This window comes from Oryzomicrobium sp. (assembly GCF_021287045.1).
GTDB lineage: Bacteria > Pseudomonadota > Gammaproteobacteria > Burkholderiales > Rhodocyclaceae > Oryzomicrobium.
This window is the reverse complement of the sequence record NZ_JAJTBG010000003.1, coordinates 189,963-212,651: the sequence shown is the minus strand read 5'-3', so window position 1 is coordinate 212,651 and position 22,689 is coordinate 189,963. Positions and strand designations below refer to the sequence as shown.

At 67.3% G+C, this 22,689-nt stretch carries 21 protein-coding genes; 13 read left to right on the top strand and 8 right to left on the bottom strand.

Features of this window, described 5'->3' with window-relative positions:
- Both LWW89_RS04515 and LWW89_RS04510 read right to left on the bottom strand, forming a co-directional pair.
- Positions 1-609, bottom strand: coding sequence for a DUF934 domain-containing protein (locus tag LWW89_RS04515; RefSeq protein ID WP_293261747.1), 609 nt, complete (start codon positions 607-609; stop codon positions 1-3).
- Positions 602-2,317, bottom strand: coding sequence for a nitrite/sulfite reductase (locus tag LWW89_RS04510; protein WP_293261744.1), 1,716 nt, complete (start codon positions 2,315-2,317; stop codon positions 602-604). Before LWW89_RS04510 ends, LWW89_RS04515 begins: the two co-directional genes overlap by 8 nt.
- A 116-nt stretch (positions 2,318-2,433) precedes the next feature.
- On the opposite strand from LWW89_RS04510, the gene cysB reads away from it, so the two are divergent.
- Entirely contained in the window at positions 2,434-3,375 is a 942-nt protein-coding gene (gene cysB, locus LWW89_RS04505) for an HTH-type transcriptional regulator CysB (RefSeq protein WP_293261741.1), read from the top strand.
- A 201-nt stretch (positions 3,376-3,576) separates the two neighbouring features.
- Here cysB and LWW89_RS04500 read toward each other — a convergent pair whose 3' ends face one another.
- From LWW89_RS04500 to LWW89_RS04485, 4 genes are all read right to left on the bottom strand, one after another.
- Positions 3,577-4,035: an NAD(P)H-dependent oxidoreductase gene (locus LWW89_RS04500; protein ID WP_293261738.1), complete on the bottom strand. Its 459-nt coding sequence runs from the start codon at positions 4,033-4,035 to the stop codon at positions 3,577-3,579.
- A gap of 11 nt (positions 4,036-4,046) precedes the next feature.
- On the bottom strand, positions 4,047-4,886 hold the full coding sequence (locus LWW89_RS04495; protein ID WP_293261735.1) for a M90 family metallopeptidase: 840 nt from the start codon (positions 4,884-4,886) through the stop codon (positions 4,047-4,049).
- Between the two features lie 16 nt (positions 4,887-4,902).
- The gene (locus tag LWW89_RS04490; RefSeq protein ID WP_293261732.1) at positions 4,903-5,820 is read right to left on the bottom strand and encodes a DMT family transporter; all 918 of its coding nucleotides are present in this window, start codon (positions 5,818-5,820) and stop codon (positions 4,903-4,905) included.
- 163 nt (positions 5,821-5,983) lie between these two features.
- Positions 5,984-6,394, bottom strand: a complete 411-nt coding sequence (locus LWW89_RS04485) for a VOC family protein (RefSeq protein ID WP_293261729.1) — start codon at positions 6,392-6,394, stop codon at positions 5,984-5,986.
- Positions 6,395-6,552: 158 nt separating this feature from the next.
- On the opposite strand from LWW89_RS04485, the gene LWW89_RS04480 reads away from it, so the two are divergent.
- The 4 genes from LWW89_RS04480 to minE all read left to right on the top strand — a co-directional run bounded on the left by LWW89_RS04480 (position 6,553) and on the right by minE (position 10,878).
- Entirely contained in the window at positions 6,553-8,757 is a 2,205-nt protein-coding gene (locus tag LWW89_RS04480; RefSeq protein WP_293261726.1) for a bifunctional (p)ppGpp synthetase/guanosine-3',5'-bis(diphosphate) 3'-pyrophosphohydrolase, read from the top strand.
- Between the two features lie 102 nt (positions 8,758-8,859).
- Positions 8,860-9,732: a septum site-determining protein MinC gene (gene minC, locus LWW89_RS04475; protein ID WP_293261723.1), complete on the top strand. Its 873-nt coding sequence runs from the start codon at positions 8,860-8,862 to the stop codon at positions 9,730-9,732.
- Between the two features lie 61 nt (positions 9,733-9,793).
- Positions 9,794-10,606, top strand: coding sequence for a septum site-determining protein MinD (minD, locus tag LWW89_RS04470; protein WP_293261720.1), 813 nt, complete (start codon positions 9,794-9,796; stop codon positions 10,604-10,606).
- 2 nt (positions 10,607-10,608) lie between these two features.
- Entirely contained in the window at positions 10,609-10,878 is a 270-nt protein-coding gene (gene minE / locus LWW89_RS04465) for a cell division topological specificity factor MinE (protein WP_293261717.1), read from the top strand.
- A gap of 115 nt (positions 10,879-10,993) precedes the next feature.
- Here minE and LWW89_RS04460 read toward each other — a convergent pair whose 3' ends face one another.
- Entirely contained in the window at positions 10,994-11,347 is a 354-nt protein-coding gene (locus LWW89_RS04460) for a cupin domain-containing protein (RefSeq protein WP_293261714.1), read from the bottom strand.
- 276 nt (positions 11,348-11,623) lie between these two features.
- Positions 11,624-13,723: a polyphosphate kinase 1 gene (ppk1, locus tag LWW89_RS04455; RefSeq protein ID WP_293261711.1), complete on the bottom strand. Its 2,100-nt coding sequence runs from the start codon at positions 13,721-13,723 to the stop codon at positions 11,624-11,626.
- Positions 13,724-13,974: 251 nt separating this feature from the next.
- Between ppk1 and ppx the strand changes: the two genes are divergently transcribed.
- The 8 genes from ppx (at position 13,975) to LWW89_RS04415 (ending at position 22,352) form a co-directional block, all read left to right on the top strand.
- Positions 13,975-15,555: an exopolyphosphatase gene (gene ppx, locus LWW89_RS04450; protein ID WP_365780994.1), complete on the top strand. Its 1,581-nt coding sequence runs from the start codon at positions 13,975-13,977 to the stop codon at positions 15,553-15,555.
- The gene (locus tag LWW89_RS04445; protein ID WP_293261705.1) at positions 15,556-16,674 is read left to right on the top strand and encodes an ABC transporter permease; all 1,119 of its coding nucleotides are present in this window, start codon (positions 15,556-15,558) and stop codon (positions 16,672-16,674) included.
- Positions 16,671-17,438, top strand: coding sequence for an ATP-binding cassette domain-containing protein (locus LWW89_RS04440; RefSeq protein WP_293261702.1), 768 nt, complete (start codon positions 16,671-16,673; stop codon positions 17,436-17,438). The genes LWW89_RS04445 and LWW89_RS04440 overlap by 4 nt, the downstream gene beginning before the upstream one ends.
- Positions 17,439-17,461: 23 nt before the next feature.
- Entirely contained in the window at positions 17,462-18,397 is a 936-nt protein-coding gene (locus LWW89_RS04435) for an MlaD family protein (RefSeq protein ID WP_293261699.1), read from the top strand.
- 231 nt (positions 18,398-18,628) lie between these two features.
- Positions 18,629-19,120 carry an ABC-type transport auxiliary lipoprotein family protein gene (locus LWW89_RS04430; protein WP_293261696.1) on the top strand — a complete coding sequence of 164 codons (492 nt, stop codon included), beginning with the start codon at positions 18,629-18,631 and terminating at the stop codon, positions 19,118-19,120.
- A gap of 75 nt (positions 19,121-19,195) precedes the next feature.
- The gene (locus LWW89_RS04425; protein WP_293261693.1) at positions 19,196-20,836 is read left to right on the top strand and encodes an acyl-CoA synthetase; all 1,641 of its coding nucleotides are present in this window, start codon (positions 19,196-19,198) and stop codon (positions 20,834-20,836) included.
- 98 nt (positions 20,837-20,934) lie between these two features.
- Entirely contained in the window at positions 20,935-21,390 is a 456-nt protein-coding gene (locus tag LWW89_RS04420; protein WP_293261690.1) for a hypothetical protein, read from the top strand.
- A 176-nt stretch (positions 21,391-21,566) separates the two neighbouring features.
- Positions 21,567-22,352, top strand: a complete 786-nt coding sequence (locus tag LWW89_RS04415; protein ID WP_293261687.1) for an enoyl-CoA hydratase — start codon at positions 21,567-21,569, stop codon at positions 22,350-22,352.
- Positions 22,353-22,689 lie beyond the last annotated feature (337 nt).

Sequence of the window (22,689 nt, the reverse complement as noted above, 5' to 3'; positions counted from 1 at the left end):
TCAGGAAGACTTGCCGGTGTCGAGGCTGGCATCGCCGCGATGCACCCGGCGGAACAGGGGGCGGGGGTCGTCCACCGCCCCGGCGTAGGTGAAGCTGAAGTCGTCGAAGGCCTTCAGGGCGTCGTTCAGATCCTTGCCTTCCTTGAGGGCGAAGGCGTCGATGCCGCAGCGGCGCATCAGGAAGAACTGGTCGCGCAGCACGTCGCCCACGGCGCGAATCTCGCCGCTCCAGCCGAGGCGGCGCAGCAGGGTGGCGCTGGTGTAGCCGCGGCCATCGACGAACTTGGGGAATTCCACGGCGATCAGGGCCAGGTGGGCGAAGTCGCCGGCCAGGGCTTCGGCCTCCTCGCCCGGGGCCAGGCTCACACCGAGCTTGCCGCCTTCGGCATTGCGGGCCAGCAGCTCGTCGCGGCGGGCCTGCCACACGGCCAGGGGGACGATCAGGTTGGGCGCATCGGCGACGGAGGGCAGGACGACGGTGGCGGCGCTCTCGCTGGTTTCCGGGGCGTCGGCGGAGACCGTCAGCACCAGCCGGGCGAAATCGTCGGCGACGATGGCCGGCGCCGGGGCGGAGCGAATGATCTGGGGGCGGCGGATCAGGTCAGGCATGGGTCGATTCCCGGGCGGCGGAGGTGTTGAGGGCGGCGGGGCGGCGGCCGGCATAGACCGCTTCCTTGAAGGGGGCGAGGCCGAGGCGCTCGAAGGTGTCGAGGAAGCGCTCGTCGTCGTGTCGCTGGGCCACGTAGGTGCGCACCAGGGTTTCCACCACCTCGGGCACTTCGGCGGCCGAGAAGGAGGGGCCGATCACCTTGCCCAGGGCGGTTTCCCGGCCCTTGACGCCGTCGGTGTGGCCGCCCAGGGTGACCTGGTACCACTCCTCGCCGTTCTTATCGACGCCGAGGATGCCGATGTGGCCCACGTGGTGGTGGCCGCAGGCGTTCATGCAGCCGGAGATGTTGAGGTCCAGGTCGCCGATGTCGAACAGGTAGTCCAGGTTGGAAAAACGCTCCTGGATGGCTGCGGCGATGGGGATCGACTTGGCGTTGGCCAGGGAGCAGTAGTCACCCCCGGGGCAGCAGATCAGGTCGGTAAGCAGGCCCACGGTGGGGGTGGATAGACCCTTGGCCTTGGCCGCTTCCCAGACTTCGGGCAGGGCGGAAACGGGCACGTCGGGCAGCACCAGGTTCTGCTCGTGGGAGACGCGCAGTTCGCCGAAGCTGAACTGGTCGGCCAATTCGGCCACGGCCTCCATCTGCTCCGAGGTGCAGTCCCCCGGCGGCTGGCGCGGGTCCTTCAGGGAGATGGTGACGGCGGCATAACCCGATTGCTTGTGCGGATGCACGTTGCGCGCCACCCAGCGGGCGAAGGCCGGGTTGGAGGCTTTCAAGGCCTCGATCCGGGCGTCGCTGGCCGGCAGGGCGGCGTAGTCCGGGGCGGTGAAGTGGCGGGCGATGCGCTCCAGCTCCTCGGCGCCGACCGTGCTCGGGCCGTCCTTGAGGTTGGCCCATTCTTCCAGCACTTCCTTGCGGAACTGCTCGGCGCCCAGGGCGTGCACCAGGATCTTGATGCGGGCCTTGTAGGGGTTGTCGCGGCGGCCGTAGGAGTTGTAGACGCGCAGGATGGCCTCGACGAAGGTGAGCAGGTGCTGCCAGGGCAGGAATTCCTCGATCACCTTGGCCAGGATCGGGGTGCGGCCCAGGCCGCCGCCCACCAGCACCTCGAAGCCGATCTCGCCGGCGGCGTTCTTCTTGATGTTGAGGCCGATGTCGTGGGCCAGGGTCACCGCCCGGTCCCGGGTGGAGCCGCTCACGGCGATCTTGAACTTGCGCGGCAGGAAGGCGAATTCGGGCTGGAAGGTGCTCCACTCGCGCAGCAGCTCGGCATAGGGGCGCGGGTCGGCGATCTCGTCCGGGTCGATGCCGGCGAAATGGCTGGTGGTGACGTTGCGCACGCAGTTGCCCGAGGTCTGGATGGCGTGCATTTCCACGTCCGCCAGCTTTTCCAGGATGTCCGGGGTGTCTTCCACCTTGGGCCAGTTGAGTTGCAGGTTGTGCCGGGTGGTGAAGTGGCCGTAGCCCCGGTCGTAGTCCCGGGCCACCTCGGCCAGCTTGCGCAACTGGGTGGACGACAGCAGGCCGTAGGGCACGGCGATGCGGAACATCGGCGCGTGGCGCTGGATGTACAGGCCGTTCTGCAAGCGCAGGGGGCGGAATTCGTCGTCGGTCAGTTCGCCGCTTTTCCAGCGCCGCACCTGGTCGCGGTACTGGGCGACCCGTTGGCGGAGGATGGCGTGATCGTATGCGTCGTAGCGGTACATGGAGGTTCCGTGCAGGCCTGCTAGTTGGGAGTGGCGCTATGGTAAGACCCGGTTATTGATTCAAAAAGAATATCCGGTTAGATTGTTATAGCGTTTTGTTATTTAAAGGAGTCGCCGTGAAGTTGCAGCAATTGCGCTATCTGGTGGAAGTGGCCCGGCGCGGGCTGAACGTTTCCGAAGCGGCGGAAGCCCTGTACACCTCCCAGCCCGGTGTCTCCAAGCAGATCAAGCTGCTGGAGGACGAGTTGGGCATCGTCGTCTTCGAACGCAGCGGCAAGCGCCTGGTGGGCGTCACCGAGCCGGGCAAGGCGGTGCTGGAAATCTCCAGCCGCATACTTAAAGAGGCGGACAATCTGAAACGGGTCGGCGCCGAGTACGCCGGGGGCGACTCCGGCAGCCTGACCATCGCCGCCACCCACACCCAGGCCCGCTACGCCCTGCCGGCGGTGGTCAAGCGCTTCGTGGACAAATACCCCAACGTGCGCTTGTCCCTGCACCAGGGCAGCCCGACCCAGATCGCCGAATGGGTGAGCAGCGGCGAGGCCGACATCGGCATCGCCACCGAGGCCATGGACCAGTATCCCCAACTGGTGATGCTGCCCTGCTACCAGTGGTCCCACGTGGTGATCGCCCCGGAAGGGCATCCCCTGCTGGCCGAGCCGTCCCTGACCCTGCAAGCCCTGGCCCGCTACCCCCTGATCACCTACGACCCGGCCTTCACCGGCCGTTCCCGCATCAACCGGGCCTTCGAGCGGGCCGGCATCACCCCCAACGTGGTGCTGGCGGCCATCGACGCCGACGTGATCAAGACCTACGTCGGCCTGGGGCTGGGGCTGGGGGTGATCGCCGCCATGGCCTTCGACGCCGAGCGGGATACAGGTCTCAAAGCGCTCGACGCCAGCCACCTGTTCGAGCGCAACACCACCCGCATCGGCCTGAAGCGCGGCACCTACCTGCGCCGCTTCGAATACGACTTCATCGAGTATTTCGCCCCGCAACTGACCCGCAAGGCCGTGGAAATGGCCATGGCCGGGGTGGGGGAGTCGTACCAGCTGTAAGCCGGGGGGGCGGCCGGGAGAGAACATGCGGGGAAATTAGCGCCCCGCGAAACCCCGCGCCCATGGCCGATCTTCAGCCATCGTGTTTCTACATCGAGTATTGGCGCCGCTTTCCAGGGTGATGCCGTGGAGGTCGGCCATGGGCGTGGGGTTTGGGGAAGCGGCCTGGATGGCCTCGATGGCGTTGAGCCCGATCCCGGGTCAGAACAGCCCCATCTCCAGCCCGGCGGCCAGCAGGCCGCCGATTTCCCGGCAGGCGTCCAGGTCGGCCGGGGTGGTGGGCTGGCGGGCGATGTGGCCGGGATGGACCGGCTTCCAGCCGTAGCCGGTGGCGATCCGCCCGACTTCGCGCAGGGCCCCCCGGCCGTCGTTGCCGCAGGCCACCAGCACTGCGTAGGGGCGGCCGGTGGTCTGGTTCTCCAGGGGGTAGAAGGTGCGGTCGAACAGATCCTTGATCTGGCCGGCCATGTAGCCGAAGTTCTCCGGAGTGCAGATCAGGTAGCCGTCGGCATTGCGCAGGTCGTCGGCGCCGGTGTCGGCGGCCCGTTGCAGCCGGGTATCCACCGTCGGCGCCGCCTCCCGGGCGCCGGCCAGGGCGGCCTGGGCCAGTTCCTCGGTGCGGCCGGACTGGGTGTGGTAGACGATCAGCAGCCGGGCCATGGCCGGACGCTTCAGCTGCCGCGGAAGGCCGGGGGCACCGCCGGGGCGCAGGCCGCCGGCCGGTCGGCGGCGAGCACCGATTCCGGGTAGGGCTGGCGGGCGGCCGGGTCCTGGCGGTAGAAGCGGGCCAGTTGGTCGTAGAGGGCCGGGTACTCGTCCCGGACCACGTCGGGCCACTCGAAGAAGGTTTCCGACACCACGGCGAAGAATTCGCCGGGATGCTCGGCCCCGTAGGGGTCGATCCAGGTTTCCTCGCCGGCATTGACCCGGTTCCAGAAATTCTCGTAGGCCGTGTCCAGCACCTCGATCCAGCGTTCCCGGTCCATGCCCGGGTGCAGGGGCGGCACCCCGTCGGGCTCGCCCTCGCGCATGTCGAGCTTGTGGGCGAATTCGTGGATGACCACGTTGTAGCCGTCGCCGGCCATCTGCACGTCGCGCCAGGACAGGATCAGGGGCCCGCCGGACCAGGCCTCGCCGGAGGCCACCTCGTCGTACTCGTGCACCACCCCGGTCTCGTCGGCGATCTGGCGCGGGATGACGAATTCGTCCGGATAGATCACCACGCCGCTCCAGTCCTTGTACCAGTGCAGCCCCAGGTTGAGCACGGGCAGGCAGCCCTGGGCCGCCACCGAGACGCAGATGGCGTCGGTCAACTCCAGACCGCCGGCGCCGGTGAACGACTTGTCGGCCAGGAACGCCTCGGCCAGCTGCTTCAGGTTGCCCAGTTCCTCCCGGTTGAGGGCGGCGAGAAAGGGCAGAGCGGCGACGGTGTCGCGCCACAGGGCCTCGGGGATGGCCGGCGGCGGGGCTGAACGGGTCAGCCCCAGGGCGGCGAGCAGGCGGCGGATCATGGTGCGGGCTTCCGGTTCACTTCAGCCGCGGCCCCAGGACGGTGGTCAGGTAGATGCCGGCGAAGATCAGGGCGATGCCGGCATAGTGGTAGAGGTGGGGCACCTCGCCGAGCAGCAGGGCCGAGAGCAGGGTGCCGAACACCGGCATCAGGTGAATGAACAGGCTGGCCTTGTTGGCGCCCACCTCGGCCACTCCCCGATTGTAGAAGACGTAGCCGAGAAAGCCGGGGAACACCGCCACGTAGGCGATGCCCGCCAATGAGCCGGCATGGACGTTGATATGGCGCCCTTCCGCCACCATCTCCCAGGCGTAGGCCGGGGCCAGTGCCAGCACGCCGACCACGGTCATGGCCGCCAGCATGAGCATGGGATCGACTCCGGCCGGGCGCCATTGCAGCCCCACCGTGTACACCGCCCAGACCAGCACGGCGGCGAGCATCCACAGGTCGCCCCGGTTGAGGGTCAGCCCCGCCAGCACATCCAGGTCGCCGCGGCAGATGATGGTGGCCGCGCCGACGAAGGACAGGGCCACGCCCAGCCCCTCGATGGGCCGCAGCCGCTTGCCGAGGAAGGCCCAGGACAGGGCGATGGTGGCGATGGGGATGAACGAGTTGAGCAGCACCCCGTTGGTGGCGGCGGTGTATTGCAGGGCGATGTAGGCGAAGGTGTTGTAGCAGCCCACGCCGAGAACGCCGAGGAGCACCACCGGCTTCCAGCCCTTCCTCAGGATCGGCCACTGGCTACGCAAGTGAGGCAGGGCCAGGGGCAGCACCAGCAGCAAGGCCAGGCTCCAGCGCCAGAAGGCCAGGGCGAAGGGCGGCACGTCGGCGCGGATGGCCCGGCCCAGCACCATGTTGCCGGACCAGAACAGGGCGGTGAGGGTGAGCAGCAGGTAGGGGTGGCGCAGCAGGTGCGCCCGGGACTCGGGGGCCATGGCGGTTTATTGGTTTTTCTGGGGCGGGCTCCGGCGTTGGCCTGACGGCTGCGCCGGGTTGGGGAAGGCGATTATGCCACCCGCGGCCGGGCCGTCGACAGCGCCGGCGGCGGTGTCCGGCTGGAGCGGCGGGAAAGGGAGGGGAATGGCGGAAGCGGTGCCCTTACTCGATCCAGACGAAGGGGTTGTGCGCCACTTCCCAGAGGAAGCCGTCCGGGTCGGCGAAGTAACCGCTGTAGCCGCCCCAGAACACTTCCTCGGCGGGCTTCACCAGTTTGGCGCCGGCTTTCACGGCGTGGGTCAGCACCTCGTCCACCTCGGCCCGGGTACGCAGGTTGTGGGCCAGGGTGAAGCCGGGAAAGGTCCCGGGCGCCGCCGGGCTGGGCGGCAGGCGGGCGTCCTCGGCCAGGGCGTCCCGGGGATAGAGGGCCAGCCACAGCCCGTTCAGGGCGAAGAAGGCGATGCCGTCCTGGCTTTCCGGGCGCAGGGTGAATCCCAGGCCGTCGCGGTAGAAGGCGCGGGAGCGTTCCAGGTCGGAAACGCCCAGGGTAATCAGGCTGATGCGGGGTTCCATAGGAGGCTCCGGATGAAATCGGCCTGCCACGGTAGGCCTTCCCCATGTCGCTGGCAAGGGCGTCGGGCCAGGGGGATTGCCCGCTCCGGCGCGGTTTTCAGCGTAATCTGCGCCGCAATCCCATGCCAGGTGGGGCAAGGCACCGTATAATTGTCACCATGGTTTCCGTCGCTCATTCCGTGGCCGCCCAGGCCGACTTCGATCAGACCCTCGCCACCCTGAGCGAGGGCCTCGGCCCCGAGGATGCCGAGCGGCTGCGCGCCGCCGCCCTGTTCGCCCAGGACGCCTATGGCGACGCCATCCTGGGCAGCGGCGAGGGGGTGTGGTCCCATGCCCTGGGGATGGCCCTGATCCTGGTGGGCCTCAAGCTCGATTGCGACAGCCGCGTCGCCGCCCTGCTGTTCGCCGCCCCCAGCCACCACGAGCACGGCCTAGTCCGCATCGAGAACGATTTCGGCAAGGAAGTGGTGCATCTGGTCAGCGGCATTTCCCGCCTCAACCGGCTGCGCCCCATCACCCGCGACTTCGTCGCCGACACCGAGGCCAACCCCAAGGAGGTGAAGGCCCAGGTCGAGGTGCTGCGCAAGATGCTCCTCTCCATGGTCGAGGACATCCGGGTGGTGCTGCTGCGCCTGGCCTCCCGCACCCAGACCCTGCGCTACTACGCCGCCCATCCCGAGGAACTGCGCGTCCACGTCGCCCGAGAGACCCTGGACCTGTACGCCCCCCTGGCCAACCGCCTGGGGGTGTGGGAGCTGAAGTGGGAACTTGAAGACCTGTCGTTCCGCTTCCTCCACCCGGACACCTACAAGAAGATCGCCAAGATGCTCGACGAGAAGCGCGTCGAGCGGGAGCAGTTCATCGCCGACGCCACCGAGCGGGTGAAGCGGGAAGTGGCGGCGGTGGGCGTGCAGGCCGAGGTCTACGGCCGGCCTAAGCACATCTATTCCATCTGGAACAAGATGCGCAAGAAGGACCTGGAGTTTTCCGAGGTCTACGACATCCGCGCCCTGCGCGTGATCGTCAACGAGGTCAAGGACTGCTACACGGTGCTAGGCATCGTGCACAACATCTGGACGCCGATCCCCAAGGAATTCGACGACTACATCTCCAACCCCAAGGGCAACTACTACCGCTCGCTGCACACCGCGGTGCGCTGCCCCGACGGGCGCAGCCTGGAAGTGCAGATCCGCACCTGGGAGATGCACCGCCACGCCGAGCTGGGCATCGCCGCCCACTGGCGCTACAAGGAAGGCAGCAAGCGCAGCGACGAGGGCTACGACGACAAGATCGCCTGGCTGCGCCAGCTGCTCACCTGGAAGGAAGAAGTCACCGACTCCTCCGACTGGGTCAAGCACTACAAGCAGGCCGCCCTGGACGACACCCTGTACGTGATGACCCCCCAGGGCAAGGTGGTGGATCTGCCCAAGGGCTCCACCCCGGTGGACTTCGCCTACCGGGTGCATACCGACCTGGGCCACCGCTGCCGCGGCGCCAAGGTCAACGGCGCCTTGGTGCCCCTCAACACCGCCTTGCAGACCGGCCAGCAGGTGGAGATCGTCGTCGCCAAGCAGGGCGGCCCGTCCCGGGACTGGCTCAACCCCAGCCTGGGCTACATCGCCACCAAGAGCGCCCGCACCAAGGTGCGCACCTGGTTCTCCAACCTGGCCCTGGAAGAAACCCTGGCCGAAGGCCGCACCATCATCGCCAAGGAGTTGCAGCGCCTGGGCGCCGGCGGGGCCAACCTGGAAGAACTGGCGGGCAAGCTCGGCTTCGCCAAGGCCGACGACCTGTACATTGCCGCCGCCCGGGGCGAGCTGGGCCTGCGCCTGTTCCAGGCCACCGTGCGCGGCCATGAGCCGCCCACGGACGAGCGCGCCGCCGAGCCGGCGCCGCGCAAGCGCAGCAAGGTCGATCCTGCCGACCGGGGCATCCTGATCGTCGGCGTGGACAAGCTGCTCACCCAGTTGGCCCGCTGCTGCAAGCCGGCGCCGCCGGACGAGATCGGCGGTTTCGTCACCCGGGGCAAGGGCGTGTCGATCCACCGCCACGACTGCCCCAACTTCGCCATGCTCTCGGCCCTGCACCCGGAACGGGTGATCGAGGTGGAGTGGGGCGGCCGGCCGGAAGGCATCTTCCCGGTGGACATCGTGGTGGACGCCCACGACCGCCAGGGCCTGCTGCGCGACATCTCGGACATCTTCGCCAAGGAGAAGATCAACGTCATCGGGGTGAACACTCTTTCCAAGCAGGGCAAGGCCCACATGGGGTTCACCGTGGAGATCGGCGAGCTGGCCCAGATGAAGCGGGTGCTCAAGCTGATCCACGACGTGGACGGCGTGGTCGGGGCGCGGCGCGGATGAGCGCGCGCCTGGCCGCCGTTCCGTCCCGCCCGGTGCTCCGCCCCCGGGGCTGCCGTCGCCAGCCTCTGCTAGACTTGCGCCTTTTTTAAGCCCTGGGCCCCGATGAAGTCCGCCCCCATCCTCGAATTCAAGGGTTCCACCCTGTCCCTGACGGTGCTCCACGCCGCCCTGGGCAGCGCCGACGCCGGCGCGGTGGAACGCACCCTGGCCGACCTGTGCGGTCCCGCCCCCGATTTCTTCAGCCACGATCCCACGGTGGTGGACCTGGCCGGCCTGGCGCCCGAGGCGCTGCCCGATTGGGACACCCTGCTGCCCCTGCTGCGCCGCCACCAGCTCACCCCGTTCGCCGTGCGCAACGCCTCTCCGGCCCAGGCCGAGGCCGCCCGGGCTGCCGGCCTGGTGATCGCCGAGGAGGTGGAAACCGCCGCCCGCCCGGCCCGCGCCAGCGATGCTGCGCCGGTGCCGGTGTCCGCGGATGAGCAGCTTCCTGCCGCCGTCGTTGAAGCCGATACCTCCGCCAACGCCATCGGCGACCTGTTCGCCGACGCGGTGCCGCCCGCGCCTGCCGCTGCGTCCGCGCCCGAACCCGTGGCGGCTCCGGTGCCGACTCCCGCCTTCACCGGCACCCTGGTGGTGGACCGGCCCCTGCGTTCGGGCCAGCAGGTCTATGCCCGGGGCGGCGACGTGATCGTGCTGGCCATGGTCAACCCGGGGGCCGAGGTGATCGCCGACGGCAACATCCACGTCTATGCGCCGCTGCGCGGCCGGGCCCTGGCCGGCGCCCTGGGCGATGCCGGGGCGCGCATCTTCACCACCTGTTTCGAAGCCGAGCTGGTCTCGATCGCCGGGGTCTACCGGACCTTCGAGCCCGGTTCGGAAAAAGCCCTCACCGGCCAGCCGGTCCAGGTTCGCCTCGACGGCGGCGCCGACGCGGCGCGCCAGCAGCTGCGGCTGGAGCCGCTCAACCTGCGCTGAGGCCGCCGCTTCCGCTGCATCCGAATCACTACCGAATCACTGATAAATCAGAAGGGGTCCCATGAAAATCATCGTCGTCACTTCCGGCAAGGGTGGTGTGGGCAAGACCACCACCAGCGCCGCCTTCGCGTCGGGCCTAGCGCTGCGCGGCTTCAAGACCGCGGTCATCGACTTCGACGTCGGCCTGCGCAATCTGGACCTGATCATGGGCTGCGAGCGCCGGGTGGTCTATGACCTGGTGAACGTGCTCAACGGCGAGGCCAACCTGTCCCAGGCCCTGATCAAGGACAAGCACGCCGAGAACCTCTTCATCCTGCCGGCCTCCCAGACCCGGGACAAGGACGCGCTGACCGAAGAGGGTGTGGAGAAGGTGCTCAAGGAGCTGGAGCACATGGGCTTCGACTACGCCGTGTGCGATTCCCCGGCCGGCATCGAGCGGGGCGCGGTGATGGCCCTGACCTTCGCCGACGAGGCGGTCGTGGTGACCAACCCGGAAGTGTCCTCGGTGCGCGACTCCGACCGCATCCTGGGCATCGTCCAGTCCAAGTCCCGCCGCGCCAAGGAAGGCAACGAGCCGGTCAAGGAGCACCTGCTGGTGACCCGCTACAGCCCGAAGCGCGTCGAGGACGGCGAGATGCTGTCCTACAAGGACGTGCAGGAACTGCTGCGCATCCCCCTGCTGGGCGTTACCCCCGAATCCGAGATCGTGCTTCAGGCGTCCAACCAGGGCACCCCGGCGATCCACATGGACGGTAGCGACGTGGCCGAAGCCTACAAGGACGTGGTGTCCCGCTTCCTCGGCGAGGACAAGCCCCTGCGCTTCGTCGACTATGAAAAGCCCGGCATCTTGAAGCGCATCTTCGGAGGGAAGTGACCATGTCGCTGCTTTCCATTCTGTTCGGCCAGAAGCCGAAATCCGCCTCGGTGGCCAAGGAGCGCCTGCAACTGATCATCGCCCGGGAACGCACCGACGCGTCCGCCGGCGCGCCGGACTTCCTGCCCAAGCTACAGCAGGAGCTGATCCAGGTTATCTCCAAGTACGTCTCGGTGAACCAGGAAGACATCAAGGTCTCCCTGGAAAAGCAGGGCAACTTCGAGGTGCTGGAAGTCAACATCGTGCTGCCGGACGTCGCCCAGGCCAAGTAAGCGGGGCAGCCTGCGCGCCAGCGCTGGCGCGGGGCTTGGCAGAAGCGTCATGAAAACGGGAAAGGGAGAACCTTTCCCGTTTTTCGTATCCGGACCCGTGCGGAGCCTGGTCCGTCTAGCGATTGACCAGGGGCGTGGGCTTCTGGGAAGAGACGAAGATCACCGCCTCGGACAGGGCCACCACGTCGTGTTCCTCCCCGGGACTGGTGTAGAGGTAGTCGCCGGTTTCGAGCGCCACCCCGTCGATGGCCACCCGCCCGTCGAGCACCAACACCTCCTCGCCGCCCAGGTGAAGGTGGCGGGGGAAATGGGCGCCCTGGGTCAGGCGCACCAGGGACGAGCGCCCGCCTTCCTCGTTGTGGCGGAACAGGCTGCGCTCGATGCCCGGGTAGTGGGTCGCCATCCATTCCCGCTCGCTTGCCTTGTTGATCAACATGGCGCTCTCCTCGCTGTCCAGGTTCGGGGGCATGCCGCATACCGCTGCCCGGCGGCTGCAATCGTTCGGGGCTTGCCAAGGCGGCATCTTGCCTCGCTGCCGATCATACCCCGCGCCGGCGGGGCGGGCCTTCCAGCTTCCCTGGAGGACGCGCGCGCCGATAGCGGCGCCGCGCAAAACGAAGGGGCGGCAGGGACGCCCGGTCTCATGCATCACCCGGCCCGGCGCCGGATTTGGGACTGGGTTGGCCGCCCTGGCGCCAGCCCCGGTGCGGCGCTCAGGGGGGGCGGGTGAGCAGGGCGCGCGCCCTCAGACCCCGCCCAGGGCCGCCATCAGCTCGTTTTGCGCCGACCGGGGCTTGGCCCGGCCCTGGCGCTTGCGGTGGTAGGTGCCGTTGGAATCCATCTCCCAGGCTTGCTGATTGTCCGCCAGGTACATGCGCAGGCCCTCGGCGATGACGCGCTTCTTGAGGCGCGGATCGCGCACCGGGAAGCACAGCTCGATGCGGCGGAAGAAGTTGCGCTCCATCCAGTCGGCGCTGGACAGGTAGACGTTTTCCTCGCCCTCGGCCCAGAAGTAGAAGATGCGGTGGTGTTCGAGCAGGCGGCCGATCACCGAGCGCACCCGGATGTTCTCGGACAGCCCCTTCACCCCCGGGCGCAGGGCGCACACGCCGCGCACGATCAGGTCGATGTCCACCCCGGCCTGGCTGGCCTCGTAGAGGGTGGCGATGGTTTCCGGCTCCAGCAGGGAGTTCATCTTGGCGATGATGCGGCCCTTGCCGCCGGCCTTGGCCACTTCGGTTTCCCGCTTGATCGCGGCGACCACGTTGGAATGCAGGGAGAAGGGCGCCTGCCACAGGTGATGCAGGGCCTGGGCGCGGCCGAGACCGGTGAGCTGCTTGAACACCTCTGACACGTCGGCCCCCATTTCCTCGTTGCTGGTGAGCAGGCCGAAGTCGGTGTACAGCCGGGCGGTGCGCGGGTGGTAGTTGCCGGTGCCCAGGTGCACGTAGCGACGCAGGCGGCTGCGGCCCGCGTCCTCGTCCCGTTCGCGGCGCACGATCATCAGCATCTTGGCGTGGGTCTTGTAGCCCACCACGCCGTAGACCACGTGGGCCCCCACCTCTTCGAGCTTGTTGGCCCAGTTGATGTTGGCCTCTTCGTCGAAGCGGGCCAGCAGTTCCACCACCGCGGTCACGTCCTTGCCGTTCTGGGCGGCGCGGATCAGGGCGTTCATCAGCACCGAGTCGGTGCCGGTGCGGTACACCGTCATCTTGATCGCCACCACCTGGGGATCGTCGGCGGCCTCTTCGAGCAACTGCACCACCGGGGCGAAGCTCTGGTAGGGGTGGTGCAGCAGGATGTCGCCCTCGCGCATGGCGGAAAACACGCTGCGCTTCTTCTGCAAGGCCTTGGGAAAGCCCGAGGCGAAGGCCGGGAACTTCAGGTCGGGGCGGTCCACCCAATCCGGCACCTGCATCAGGCGCACCAGGTTCACCGGGCCGTTGACCCGGTACAGGTCCTGGGGCTCCAGGGCGAACTGGTTGAGCAGGAATTCGGACATGGTGTCCGAGCAGCTGTCGGCCACCTCCAGGCGCACCCCGTCGCCGAAGTGGCGCTGGGGCAGCTCACCCTGAATCTTGGTGCGCAGGTTCTTGACCTCTTCCTCGTCCACGAACAGGTCGGAATTGCGGGTGACGCGGAACTGGTAGCAGCCGCGCACCGTCATGCCGGCGAACAGCTCGCCGACAAAGGCGTGCAGCACCGACGAGAGGAAGACGTAGCCGTACTCGCACCCGGCCAGCTCGGCGGGCAGGCGGATGACCCGGGGCAAGGCCCGGGGGGCCTGGACGATGGCCACGCCGGAATTGCGCCCGAAAGCGTCCCGGCCTTCCAGTTCCACGGCGAAGTTGAGGCTCTTGTTGAGGATGCGCGGGAAGGGGTGGGAGGGGTCGAGGCCGATCGGGGTGAGCACCGGCATCACCTCGCGGAAGAAGTAGTCCCGAATCCATTCCCGCTGGATGTCGGTCCAGGTGGTGCGGCGCAGGAAGCGGATGCCCTCGGCGTCCAGGGCCGGGAGGATCTCCTGGTTGAGCAGGGTGTACTGCTCGGCCACCATGCGGTGCGCCTCATGGCTCACCTGGCGGTACACCTCCCGGGGCGTCTTGCCGTCGGTGGTGCGGGTGGTGGAGCCGAGCTTGAGCTGTTCCTTGAGTCCGGCGACGCGGATTTCGAAGAACTCGTCCAGGTTCGAGGAGACGATGCACAGGAAGCGTAGCCGTTCGAGCAGGGGCATGCGGGCGTCTTCGGCCTGGGCCAGCACCCGGCGGTTGAAGGCGAGCAGCCCCAGTTCGCGGTTCAGGTAATTTTCCGGGGGAAAGCGGCGGGTCAAGGTCATGCGGTTCATGGCGTCGGGGGCTCTGTCGGCGGGCAGTATTCGGTGTTGGGGCGCCAAATTATGTTACAGGGTTGTTGCGCAAAGATGACAGGCGGAATTTTTTCACGGTATGGCTAAGATCTAGTACTGGCGCGGGGTTTGGCCCGGTAGTGCGAAGCGTTTGCAACCCCTTTTCCGCCGTGCCGGGGTGTTAGAATGCCCCGGTTTTCCATCCCGGCCTAGCGCCGCATCGTCGCCTCCCGCCCATCATGCAAAACGAATTGATTGCCGCTGTCGACCTCGGGTCCAACAGCTTTCGCCTCGAAGTCGGGCGGGTGGTGGATGACCAGATTTATACCCTGGATTCCCTCAAGGAGGCGGTCCGGCTGGCCTCGGGGCTGACTGCCGAGCGCTACATGGACGACGCCTCCCAGCGCCGTGCCTTGGACGCCCTGGCCAAGTTCGGCGAGCGCATCCGCGGCTTTCCGCCGGAAAAGGTCCGGGCCGTGGCCACCAACACCCTGCGGGTGGCCAAGAACGCCGGCGAATTCCTGCAACTGGCCGAGGCCGCCCTGGGCTTTCCCATCGAAATCATCGCCGGCCGCGAAGAGGCGCGCCTGATCTACATCGGCGCCGCCCACTCCCTGCCCCAGGTGGCCCACAAGCGACTGGTGGTGGACATCGGCGGCGGCTCCACCGAATTCATCATCGGCAAGCGCTTCGACCCCATGGCCATGGAATCCCTGTACATGGGCTGTGTCAGCTACACCGGGCGCTTCTTTCCGGACGGGCGCATCGACAAGAAGCGCTTCCGCGAGGCCGAGGTGGCCGCCGGCAAGGAAATCCAGACCATCGCCCACGACTACCTGCGCCAGGGCTGGAAAGAGGCCGTGGGCTCCTCCGGCTCGGCCCGGGCCATCGCCGACGTGCTGGAACTGAACGGCCTCAACCCGGGGGGCGCCATCGGCATTACCCGGGCCGGCATGGAGCGCATGAAGGCCCTGCTGATCAAGGCCGGTTCCCTGGAAGCCCTGGACCTGGAAGGCCTCAAGTCCGACCGCCTGCCGGTGATCCCGGGCGGCCTGGCGATCATGATGGCGGTGTTCCAGGAGCTGAACATCGAGCGCATGACCTACGCCGACGGCGCCCTGCGCCTGGGGGTGCTCTACGACCTGCTCGGCCGCTTCCACCACAGCGACATGCGCGACGCCACGGTCACCCAGTTCATGCGCCGCTACCAGGTCGATTCCGCCCAGGCGGGCCGGGTCGAGCAGGTGGCCCTGACCGTGTTCCGCGCCCTCACCCCGGGGCGGCTCGACACCCACCCGGTGGAGCACGTCAACGACGAGCACTTCCTGTGCTGGGCGGCCCGGCTGCACGAGCTGGGCCTGTCGGTGGCCCACAACGGCTACCACAAGCACGGCGCCTACATCCTCACCTTTGCCGACATGCCCGGCTTCTCCAAGAAGGAGCAGGCCCGCCTGGCCATGCTGGTGCTCGGCCACAAGGGCAAGTTGCAGAAGGTGGGGGCGCTGCCCTACGGCGACGTTAACTGGCTGATGGTCTTTGCCCTGCGCCTGGCCACCATCCTGATGCGCTCCCGGGAAAGCCACCCGCCCAGCGAATGGGGCGTGCGTGCTGGCGACAAGGGCTTCCTGCTCGAACTGCCCGGCGATTGGCTGGCCGCCAACCCGCTCACCGCTGCCGCCCTGGACGACGAGGCCGAGGCCTGGCGCGGCGTCGGCCTGACGTTCCGGCTCAAGCCCCGGGGACGGGGCGAGCGCAGCGGCAACGTGGTCGCCCTGCCGGGAGAGGGCGAGGCCCCCCGGGTCGTACCGGGCGCCTTTACCCAAGCCGCCTAAATGCCCGGCGGGGGACTGGTTCTCAAGGAAGAGGGCGGCCGCATCGTCCTGGCCGGCGACTGGACGCTGGCCAACCTGGTCCGCCAGCCCGTGCCCCGCAACGTCCTCGAAGCCCGCCTCGCCGATTTCGCCGCCCGCCGCCTGCCCTGGGACCTGACCGGGGTGGAGCGCCTCGACAGCGCCGCCGCCACCCTGGTGTGGCGGGCCTGGGGCCGGGCCTGGCCCGCCGAGGTGGCCCTCGGTGACGAGGAACGGGTGGCCTTCGCTCGGGCCGCGGCGGTGCCCGAGGCCCTGCCGCCGGCACCGCGCCGGCCTTTCGCCGAGGTGGAGGCCCTGGGCAACCAAGTGCTGCGCGCCGGGCGCAATTTCGTCGAACTCACCGAGTTGCTCGGCCGGCTCGTCCTGGATGCCGTGGGCCTGCTGCGCAACCCGCGCCGGATTCCCTTCCGCGAGTTTTCCGCCACCGTCTACAAGAGCGGTGCCCAGGCCCTGCCGGTGACGGCCCTGGTGGGCTTTCTCGTCGGCGTGGTGATCAGCTACCTGTCTGCCCTGCAACTGCGCAACTTCGGCGCCGAGCCCCTGATCGTCAACGTCATGGGTCTGGCCATCATCCGCGAGCTTGGCCCGGTGCTCGCCGCGGTGCTGGTGGCGGGGCGCTCCGGCTCGGCCATGACCGCCCAGATCGGCGTGATGCGGGTCACCGAGGAGATCGACGCCCTGACCACCATGGGCATTCCCGCCACCCTGCGCCTGGTGCTGCCCCGGGTGGCGGCCCTGACCCTGGCCATGCCGCTGCTGGTGGTGTGGACCTCGGCCATGGGCCTGCTCGGCGGCATGGTCTCGGCCCACCTGCAACTGGGGCTGACCTTCGACTTCCTGCTCCACGGCCTGGCCCGGGCGGTGCCGGTGCCCAACCTGTGGATCGCCCTGACCAAGGGCGCCGTGTTCGGCTTTCTCATCGCCCAGATCGCCTGCCACTTCGGCCTCAAGGTGCGGCCCAATACCGAGAGCCTGTCGGCCCGCACCACCAGTTCGGTGGTCACCGCCATCACCGTGGTGATCCTGGCCGACGCCATCTTCGCCCTGATCACCCGGGAAATCGGGATTCCCGCCCAATGAACGGCCCCTGCGACCCGACCCCGGCGGTGGCCCTGGACCAAGTGTGGTCCCGCTATGGCCGCCACGTCATCCACCAGGGCATTTCCCTGGAGGTGCCGCGGCGCAGCGTGTGCGCCATCGTCGGCGGCTCGGGCAGCGGTAAGACCACCCTGCTGCGCCAGATGGTCGGCCTGCTGCCGCCCTGGCAGGGCCAGGTGCGCCTGTTCGGCGCCGACCTGTACCGGGTGCCCGGGGACGAGCGCCGCGCCCTGAAGCGCCGCCTCGGCGTGCTCTTTCAGCAAGGGGCACTGTTTTCGGCCTTGTCGGTCTATGACAACATCGCTTTTCCGCTGCGCGAACTGAAGTGGTTCGACCCGGACCTAATCCGCGCCCTGGTGTTGCAGAAGCTGGCCCAGGTGGAGCTGGAACCGCGCCACGCCCACCTGATGCCGGCCGAATTGTCCGGCGGCATGGTCAAGCGCGTCGCCCTGGCCCGGGCCCTGGCCCTGGAGCCGGACCTGCTGGTGCTCGACGAGCCCACCTCGGGCCTGGACCCGGACCGCAGCCGCAGTTTCGTGCACTTGATCCGCTGCTTGCAGGAAGCCTTGCACTTCACCGTGGTGATGGTCACCCACGACGTCGAATCCCTCTCGGCTCTCGCCACCCAGGTGGCGGTGCTGGCCGACGGCCAGCTGGTGGCGGTAGGCTCCCCGGAAGCGGTGCGGCGCAGCGGCCACCCCTTCATCCAGGCCTTCTTTGCCGGCGCGCCTGCCCCTCAACCCTGACTTCCTGACGACGACTGCCTGCCGTGGAAAATCGTGCCCATGCCCTTCTTGCCGGCCTGTTCGTGATCCTGCTCGGGATCGCCGCGGCCTTTGCCTTCTGGTGGTTCGGCAACAAGCAGGAGAAGACCCGGGACTACGTGGTCGAGACCCGGGCCAACGTCACCGGCCTCAACCCCCAGGGCCAGGTGCGCTACCGGGGCATCCGGGTCGGCCGGGTGCAGGGCATCGACCTGGACCACCGCGATCCGGCGGTGATCCACATCCGCATCCGCATCCGCGACGACGTGCCGCTCACCCGCGGCACCACCGCCAAGCTCGGCTACCAGGGCATCACCGGCATTGCCTACGTGCAGCTCGAAGAATCGGGCAGCGACCCCACGCCCCTGGTGTCCACGGAACAGGCCCCGGCGGTGATCGCCATGAAGCCCTCCCTGGTGGATGAACTGGCCGATTCCGGCGCCGACGTGCTGCGCCAGGTACGCCAGCTGGTGACCAACCTCAACAAGCTCACCGACGACGACAACCGGGCGCGCATGGCCGCCACCCTGGACCACCTGGAAGCCGCCACCCGGGAACTGCAACCCACCCTGGCCGGCCTGCGCAGCGCCGTCTCGCCCGAGAACGTCGCCGCCCTGCAAAGCACCCTCAAGAACACCGCCGCCGCCACCCAAGAGGCCGCCGGCACCCTGCGCGAGGCCCAGCAGCTGGCGGTGCGCCTGCAATCCGTGGCCGAACGCCTCGACCGGGGCGTGGAAGAATCCGCCGGCAGCGGCTTTGGCGTGCTCTCGCCGCGCTGGGACGAACTGGCCGGCCAGGTGGCCACCGACGTGCGCCAGCTCAACCGGCTGCTCAAGCACCTGGAGCGCAATCCCCAGAGCCTGATCTTCGGCGCCCCACCGGCGGCGCCGGGTCCGGGCGAAGCCGGCTTTGCCGCGCCGGCCGGCGGCACGGCGCCCTGAGGGCCGCCGCTGGTGGCCGGGCTTGCAGGCCACTGAAGCGCTACAACGCTAACGCTGCACCATTTCGAGCGTCCCGACTTTACGAGGCCGTTTATGCCGTTAAAATTACCTTTCACCAAACCCCGCGCCAGTATTGGCTTTCCGGGCATCGTGCTCGGAATCCTTTTGCTGGCGGGCCTCTCCGGGTGTGCTACCCGAAACTCCGCGCCAGTCGCGGCGTTCGACCTGGGGGTGCCCGACGCCGGGGCGCTGCGCCCCTATCCCCTGGCGGTGGAGGTGCGCCTGCCGGGCTGGATGGACAGCGAGGCCATGACCTACCGGCTGGCCTTTGATGACGCCACCCGGCGCCGCGACTACGCCCAGAGCCGTTGGGCGGCGGCGCCATCCCAGTTGCTGGCGGCGCGGTTGCGGCGCCAGCTTGGCGCGGCGGGGCAGGGCGGTTGCCTGGTGCGGGTGGAGGTGGACCTGTTCGAGCAGACCTTCACGGCGCCGGACGCCAGCCAGGCCCGCCTGGCCGGGCGCCTGACGGTGCTCGACGCCCGCCGGCGCCTGGTGGCCGGCCGGGACGTGGCCTACGCGGTGCCGGCGCCCACGCCGGATGCCCGGGGCGGCGTGGCGGCCCAGGCCCAGGCGGCGGACGCCCTGTACCGGGATGCCGCCGTGCTGGTGGCCCGCCTCGACGGCGAAAACGGCGCGGTTTGCCGTGACGCAAGGACGAAGTAAGGAAGGGGCGGTATAGTTCGAAGCTCGCTTCGTAATTAAGTATTCAGAATCCAAATAGGGATCGAAGGATTGCGCATGGCTCAAAACATCTACGAAATCGGCCTGGAAAAGAATCAGGCCAACTACGTTCCGCTGACCCCGCTGACCTTCATCGCCCGTTCGGCGTACATCTACCCGGACCGGCTGTCGGTGATCCACGGCCAGCGCCGCTACACCTGGGGCCAGACCTTCGCCCGGGCCAAGCGCCTGGCCTCGGCGCTGGTCGCCCGGGGCATCAAGAAGGGCGACACCGTGGCGGTGATGCTCAACAACACCCCGGAGATGTACGAGTGCCACTTCGGCGTGCCCGTCACCGGCGCCGTGCTCAACACCCTGAACACCCGCCTCGACCCGGAAGCCGTGGCCTTCATGCTCAACCACGGCGAAGCCAAGATTCTCATCACCGACAAGGAATACTCCCACATCGTCAAGGGCGCCCTGGAAAAGCTCGGCCGCGCCATCACCGTGATCGACGTGGACGATCCTGAATACACCGGCCCGGGCGAGCGCCTCGGCGAGATCGACTACGAGGCCCTGCTGGCCGCCGGTAGCGAAGACTTCGCCTGGCGCGGTGCCGACGACGAGTGGGACGCCATCTCCCTCAACTACACCTCCGGCACCACCGGCAACCCCAAGGGCGTGGTCTACCACCACCGGGGCGCCTACCTCAACGCCGTGTCCAACATCGTCTCCTGGGGCATGCCGCCCCACTCGGTGTACCTGTGGACCCTGCCCATGTTCCACTGCAACGGCTGGTGCTTCCCCTGGACCATGGCCGCCAACGCCGGCACCAGCGTCTGCCTGCGCAAGGTGGATGCCAAGCTGATCCTGACCCTGATGCGCGAGCACAAGGTCACCCACTACTGCGGCGCCCCGATCGTGCACAGCATGATCGCCAACGCCCCGGCCGAATGGCGCGAAGGCATCACCCACGGCGTCTCCGGCCTGGTGGCCGCCGCCCCCCCGCCGGCCTCGATGATCGAGAGCATGGCCAAGATCGGCATCAACATCACCCACGTCTACGGCCTGACCGAAACCTATGGCCCGGCCTCGGTGTGCGCCAAGCATACCGAATGGGACGACCTGCCCCTGGCCGACCAGGTGACCCTCAACGGCCGCCAGGGCGTGCGCTACCACGGCCAGGAAGACGTCACCGTGCTCGACCCCGTCACCATGGCCCCGGTGCCCTGGGACGGCGAGACCATGGGCGAGATCATGTTCCGCGGCAACCTGGTGATGAAGGGCTACCTGAAGAACGAGAAGGCCACGGCCGAATCCTTCGCCGGCGGCTACTACCACACCGGCGACCTGGCGGTGATGCAGCCCGACGGCTACGTCAAGATCAAGGACCGCTCCAAGGACGTGATCATCTCCGGCGGCGAGAACATCTCGTCGATCGAGGTGGAAGACACCCTCTACAAGCACCCGGCGGTACTGGCCGCGGCGGTGGTCGCCACCCCCGACCCGAAGTGGGGCGAAGTGCCCTGCGCCTTCGTCGAACTGCGCGAAGGCAGCAACGCCACGGAAGAAGAGATGATCGAGTTCTGCCGTGAGCACATGGCCCGCTTCAAGGTGCCCAAGCGCGTCATCTTCGGCGCCCTGCCCAAAACCTCCACGGGCAAGATCCAGAAGTTCGTGCTGCGCGATCGGGCGAAGTCGACGGCGTCGTTTGAGTAAACGGTAGCGGCTTGCGAGTAGAAACGCCCCGGGTTTTATTCCCCGGGGCGTTTCATTTTTCTGATGTGCAAATTCTATTGTTGATTGCTGGATGCCTTATGGTTAATTGGCTCAGGTGGTTTTTGATTATTCCAGTAGTCGTTGTTGCTTGGGTGTGTGTTGTTTTTGTGGGTATGATTTCTTATGAATACCTTGATTGGGCTTTATGTCCTAAGGGGGGATTTGTTGGTGATTGTGGTTGTGGTTGTAATAGCCCCGGTTTTAGCGGGCGCTCCGTTATTGTTGATTTAATTCTTCCATTCTTCGCTGGGCTTTCGGCAATTGTGGTTGTTCTGTCGGCTGTTGCTGTCGCTCCATCGAGAAAGCGCTATGTTGCTTTAAGTGTAACTGCTGTAGGTATTCCATTGTCTCTTATTCTAAGTGATGGTGTTTCTGCTTATAGTGTGGCCGCTATTGCGGGGGGCTTTATTGCTACGATGGTGATTTTTGTTTGTGGTTACGCCATGCCAAAACGACTGTTCAATATAAATGAGTCATCTGGCGATAGTAAGTAGATTGGCTAGTGTGTTGTGCCGAGGGTTAGGGGGTGATGGGATTTACGATGATAAAAGAAGTATAATAAAAATTGTTTTTAAAAATGTTAAAGTTCTTTATTATTAGATGTGCCGGTTGCTATCAAGCCTAGATTTTGTAATTGAATTGATCAAGAAATTATTAAAGGAGACAAACCATGACCAACGCCCCCTACGTCCTGCGCCAAGACCGCCCCGACGGCCTGACTACGCTCACCCTCAACCGCGCTAGCCAGTTCAATGCCCTGTCCAAGGAAATGCTCGCCGCTTTACAAGCCGAGCTGGATGCCATCGGCCGGGACTCCAAGGTGCGGGTGGTGGTGATGGCCGGCGATGGCAAGGCCTTCTGCGCCGGGCACGATCTCAAGGAAATGCGTGCCAACCATGACAAGGCCTTCATGCAGGCCCTGTTCAAGGAGTGCACCAAGGTCATGATGACCGTGACCAAGCTGCCCCAGCCGGTGATCGCCCGGGTCCATGGCATCGCCACCGCGGCGGGGTGCCAGCTGGTGTCGATGTGCGACCTGGCGGTGGCGGCCGACGTGGCCAAGTTCGCCGTTTCGGGTATCAACGTGGGGCTGTTCTGCGCCACCCCGGGGGTGGGGCTGTCGCGCAACCTGGGGCGCAAGCAGGCCATGGAGATGCTGCTCACCGGGGAATTCATCTCGGCTGCCGAGGCCAAGGAACGGGGCCTGGTGAACCGGGTGGTGCCCCTGGAGCAGCTCGACGCCGAAATCGACAAGCTGGCCGCCAGCATCATCGCCAAGACCCCGGTGGCCGTGGCCGCCGGCAAGCAGGTGTTCTACCGCCAGCTGGAAATGGGCCTGGAGTCCGCCTACCAGCTGGCCGGCGAGGTGATGGCCTGCAACGCCATGGCCGAGGACGTGGCCGAGGGCATCGACGCCTTCATTGCCAAGCGTCCGGCGGTGTGGAAGGGCTGCTGATCCGGCGTTGACTGCCGGCGCTGCGGGGCCGCTTTCGAGCGGCTGCCCTAAACCCTAGGCCTGGCGGGGACTTTCACGGGGTATGCCTGGAGAGCCGCGCCAATCCTTGCGCTACGGGTAGGGTGCCTGGAGATCAAGCACTGGCGCGGCGTTCCGGCCAGGCCAAAAAAATACGACGTCGATTTTGCCCCGGGGCAACGCCTGGGGCTGGCGGGGCTGAGGGCGGGAGGGGATTCCGTGGGTTCAGGGGATTCCGGAGCAGCACCGGGCCGACAAACGACCGATGGCTGCCATTGGCTGACTCCGCTGACGCCGGCGGAGGGCTGACCCCGGCGCC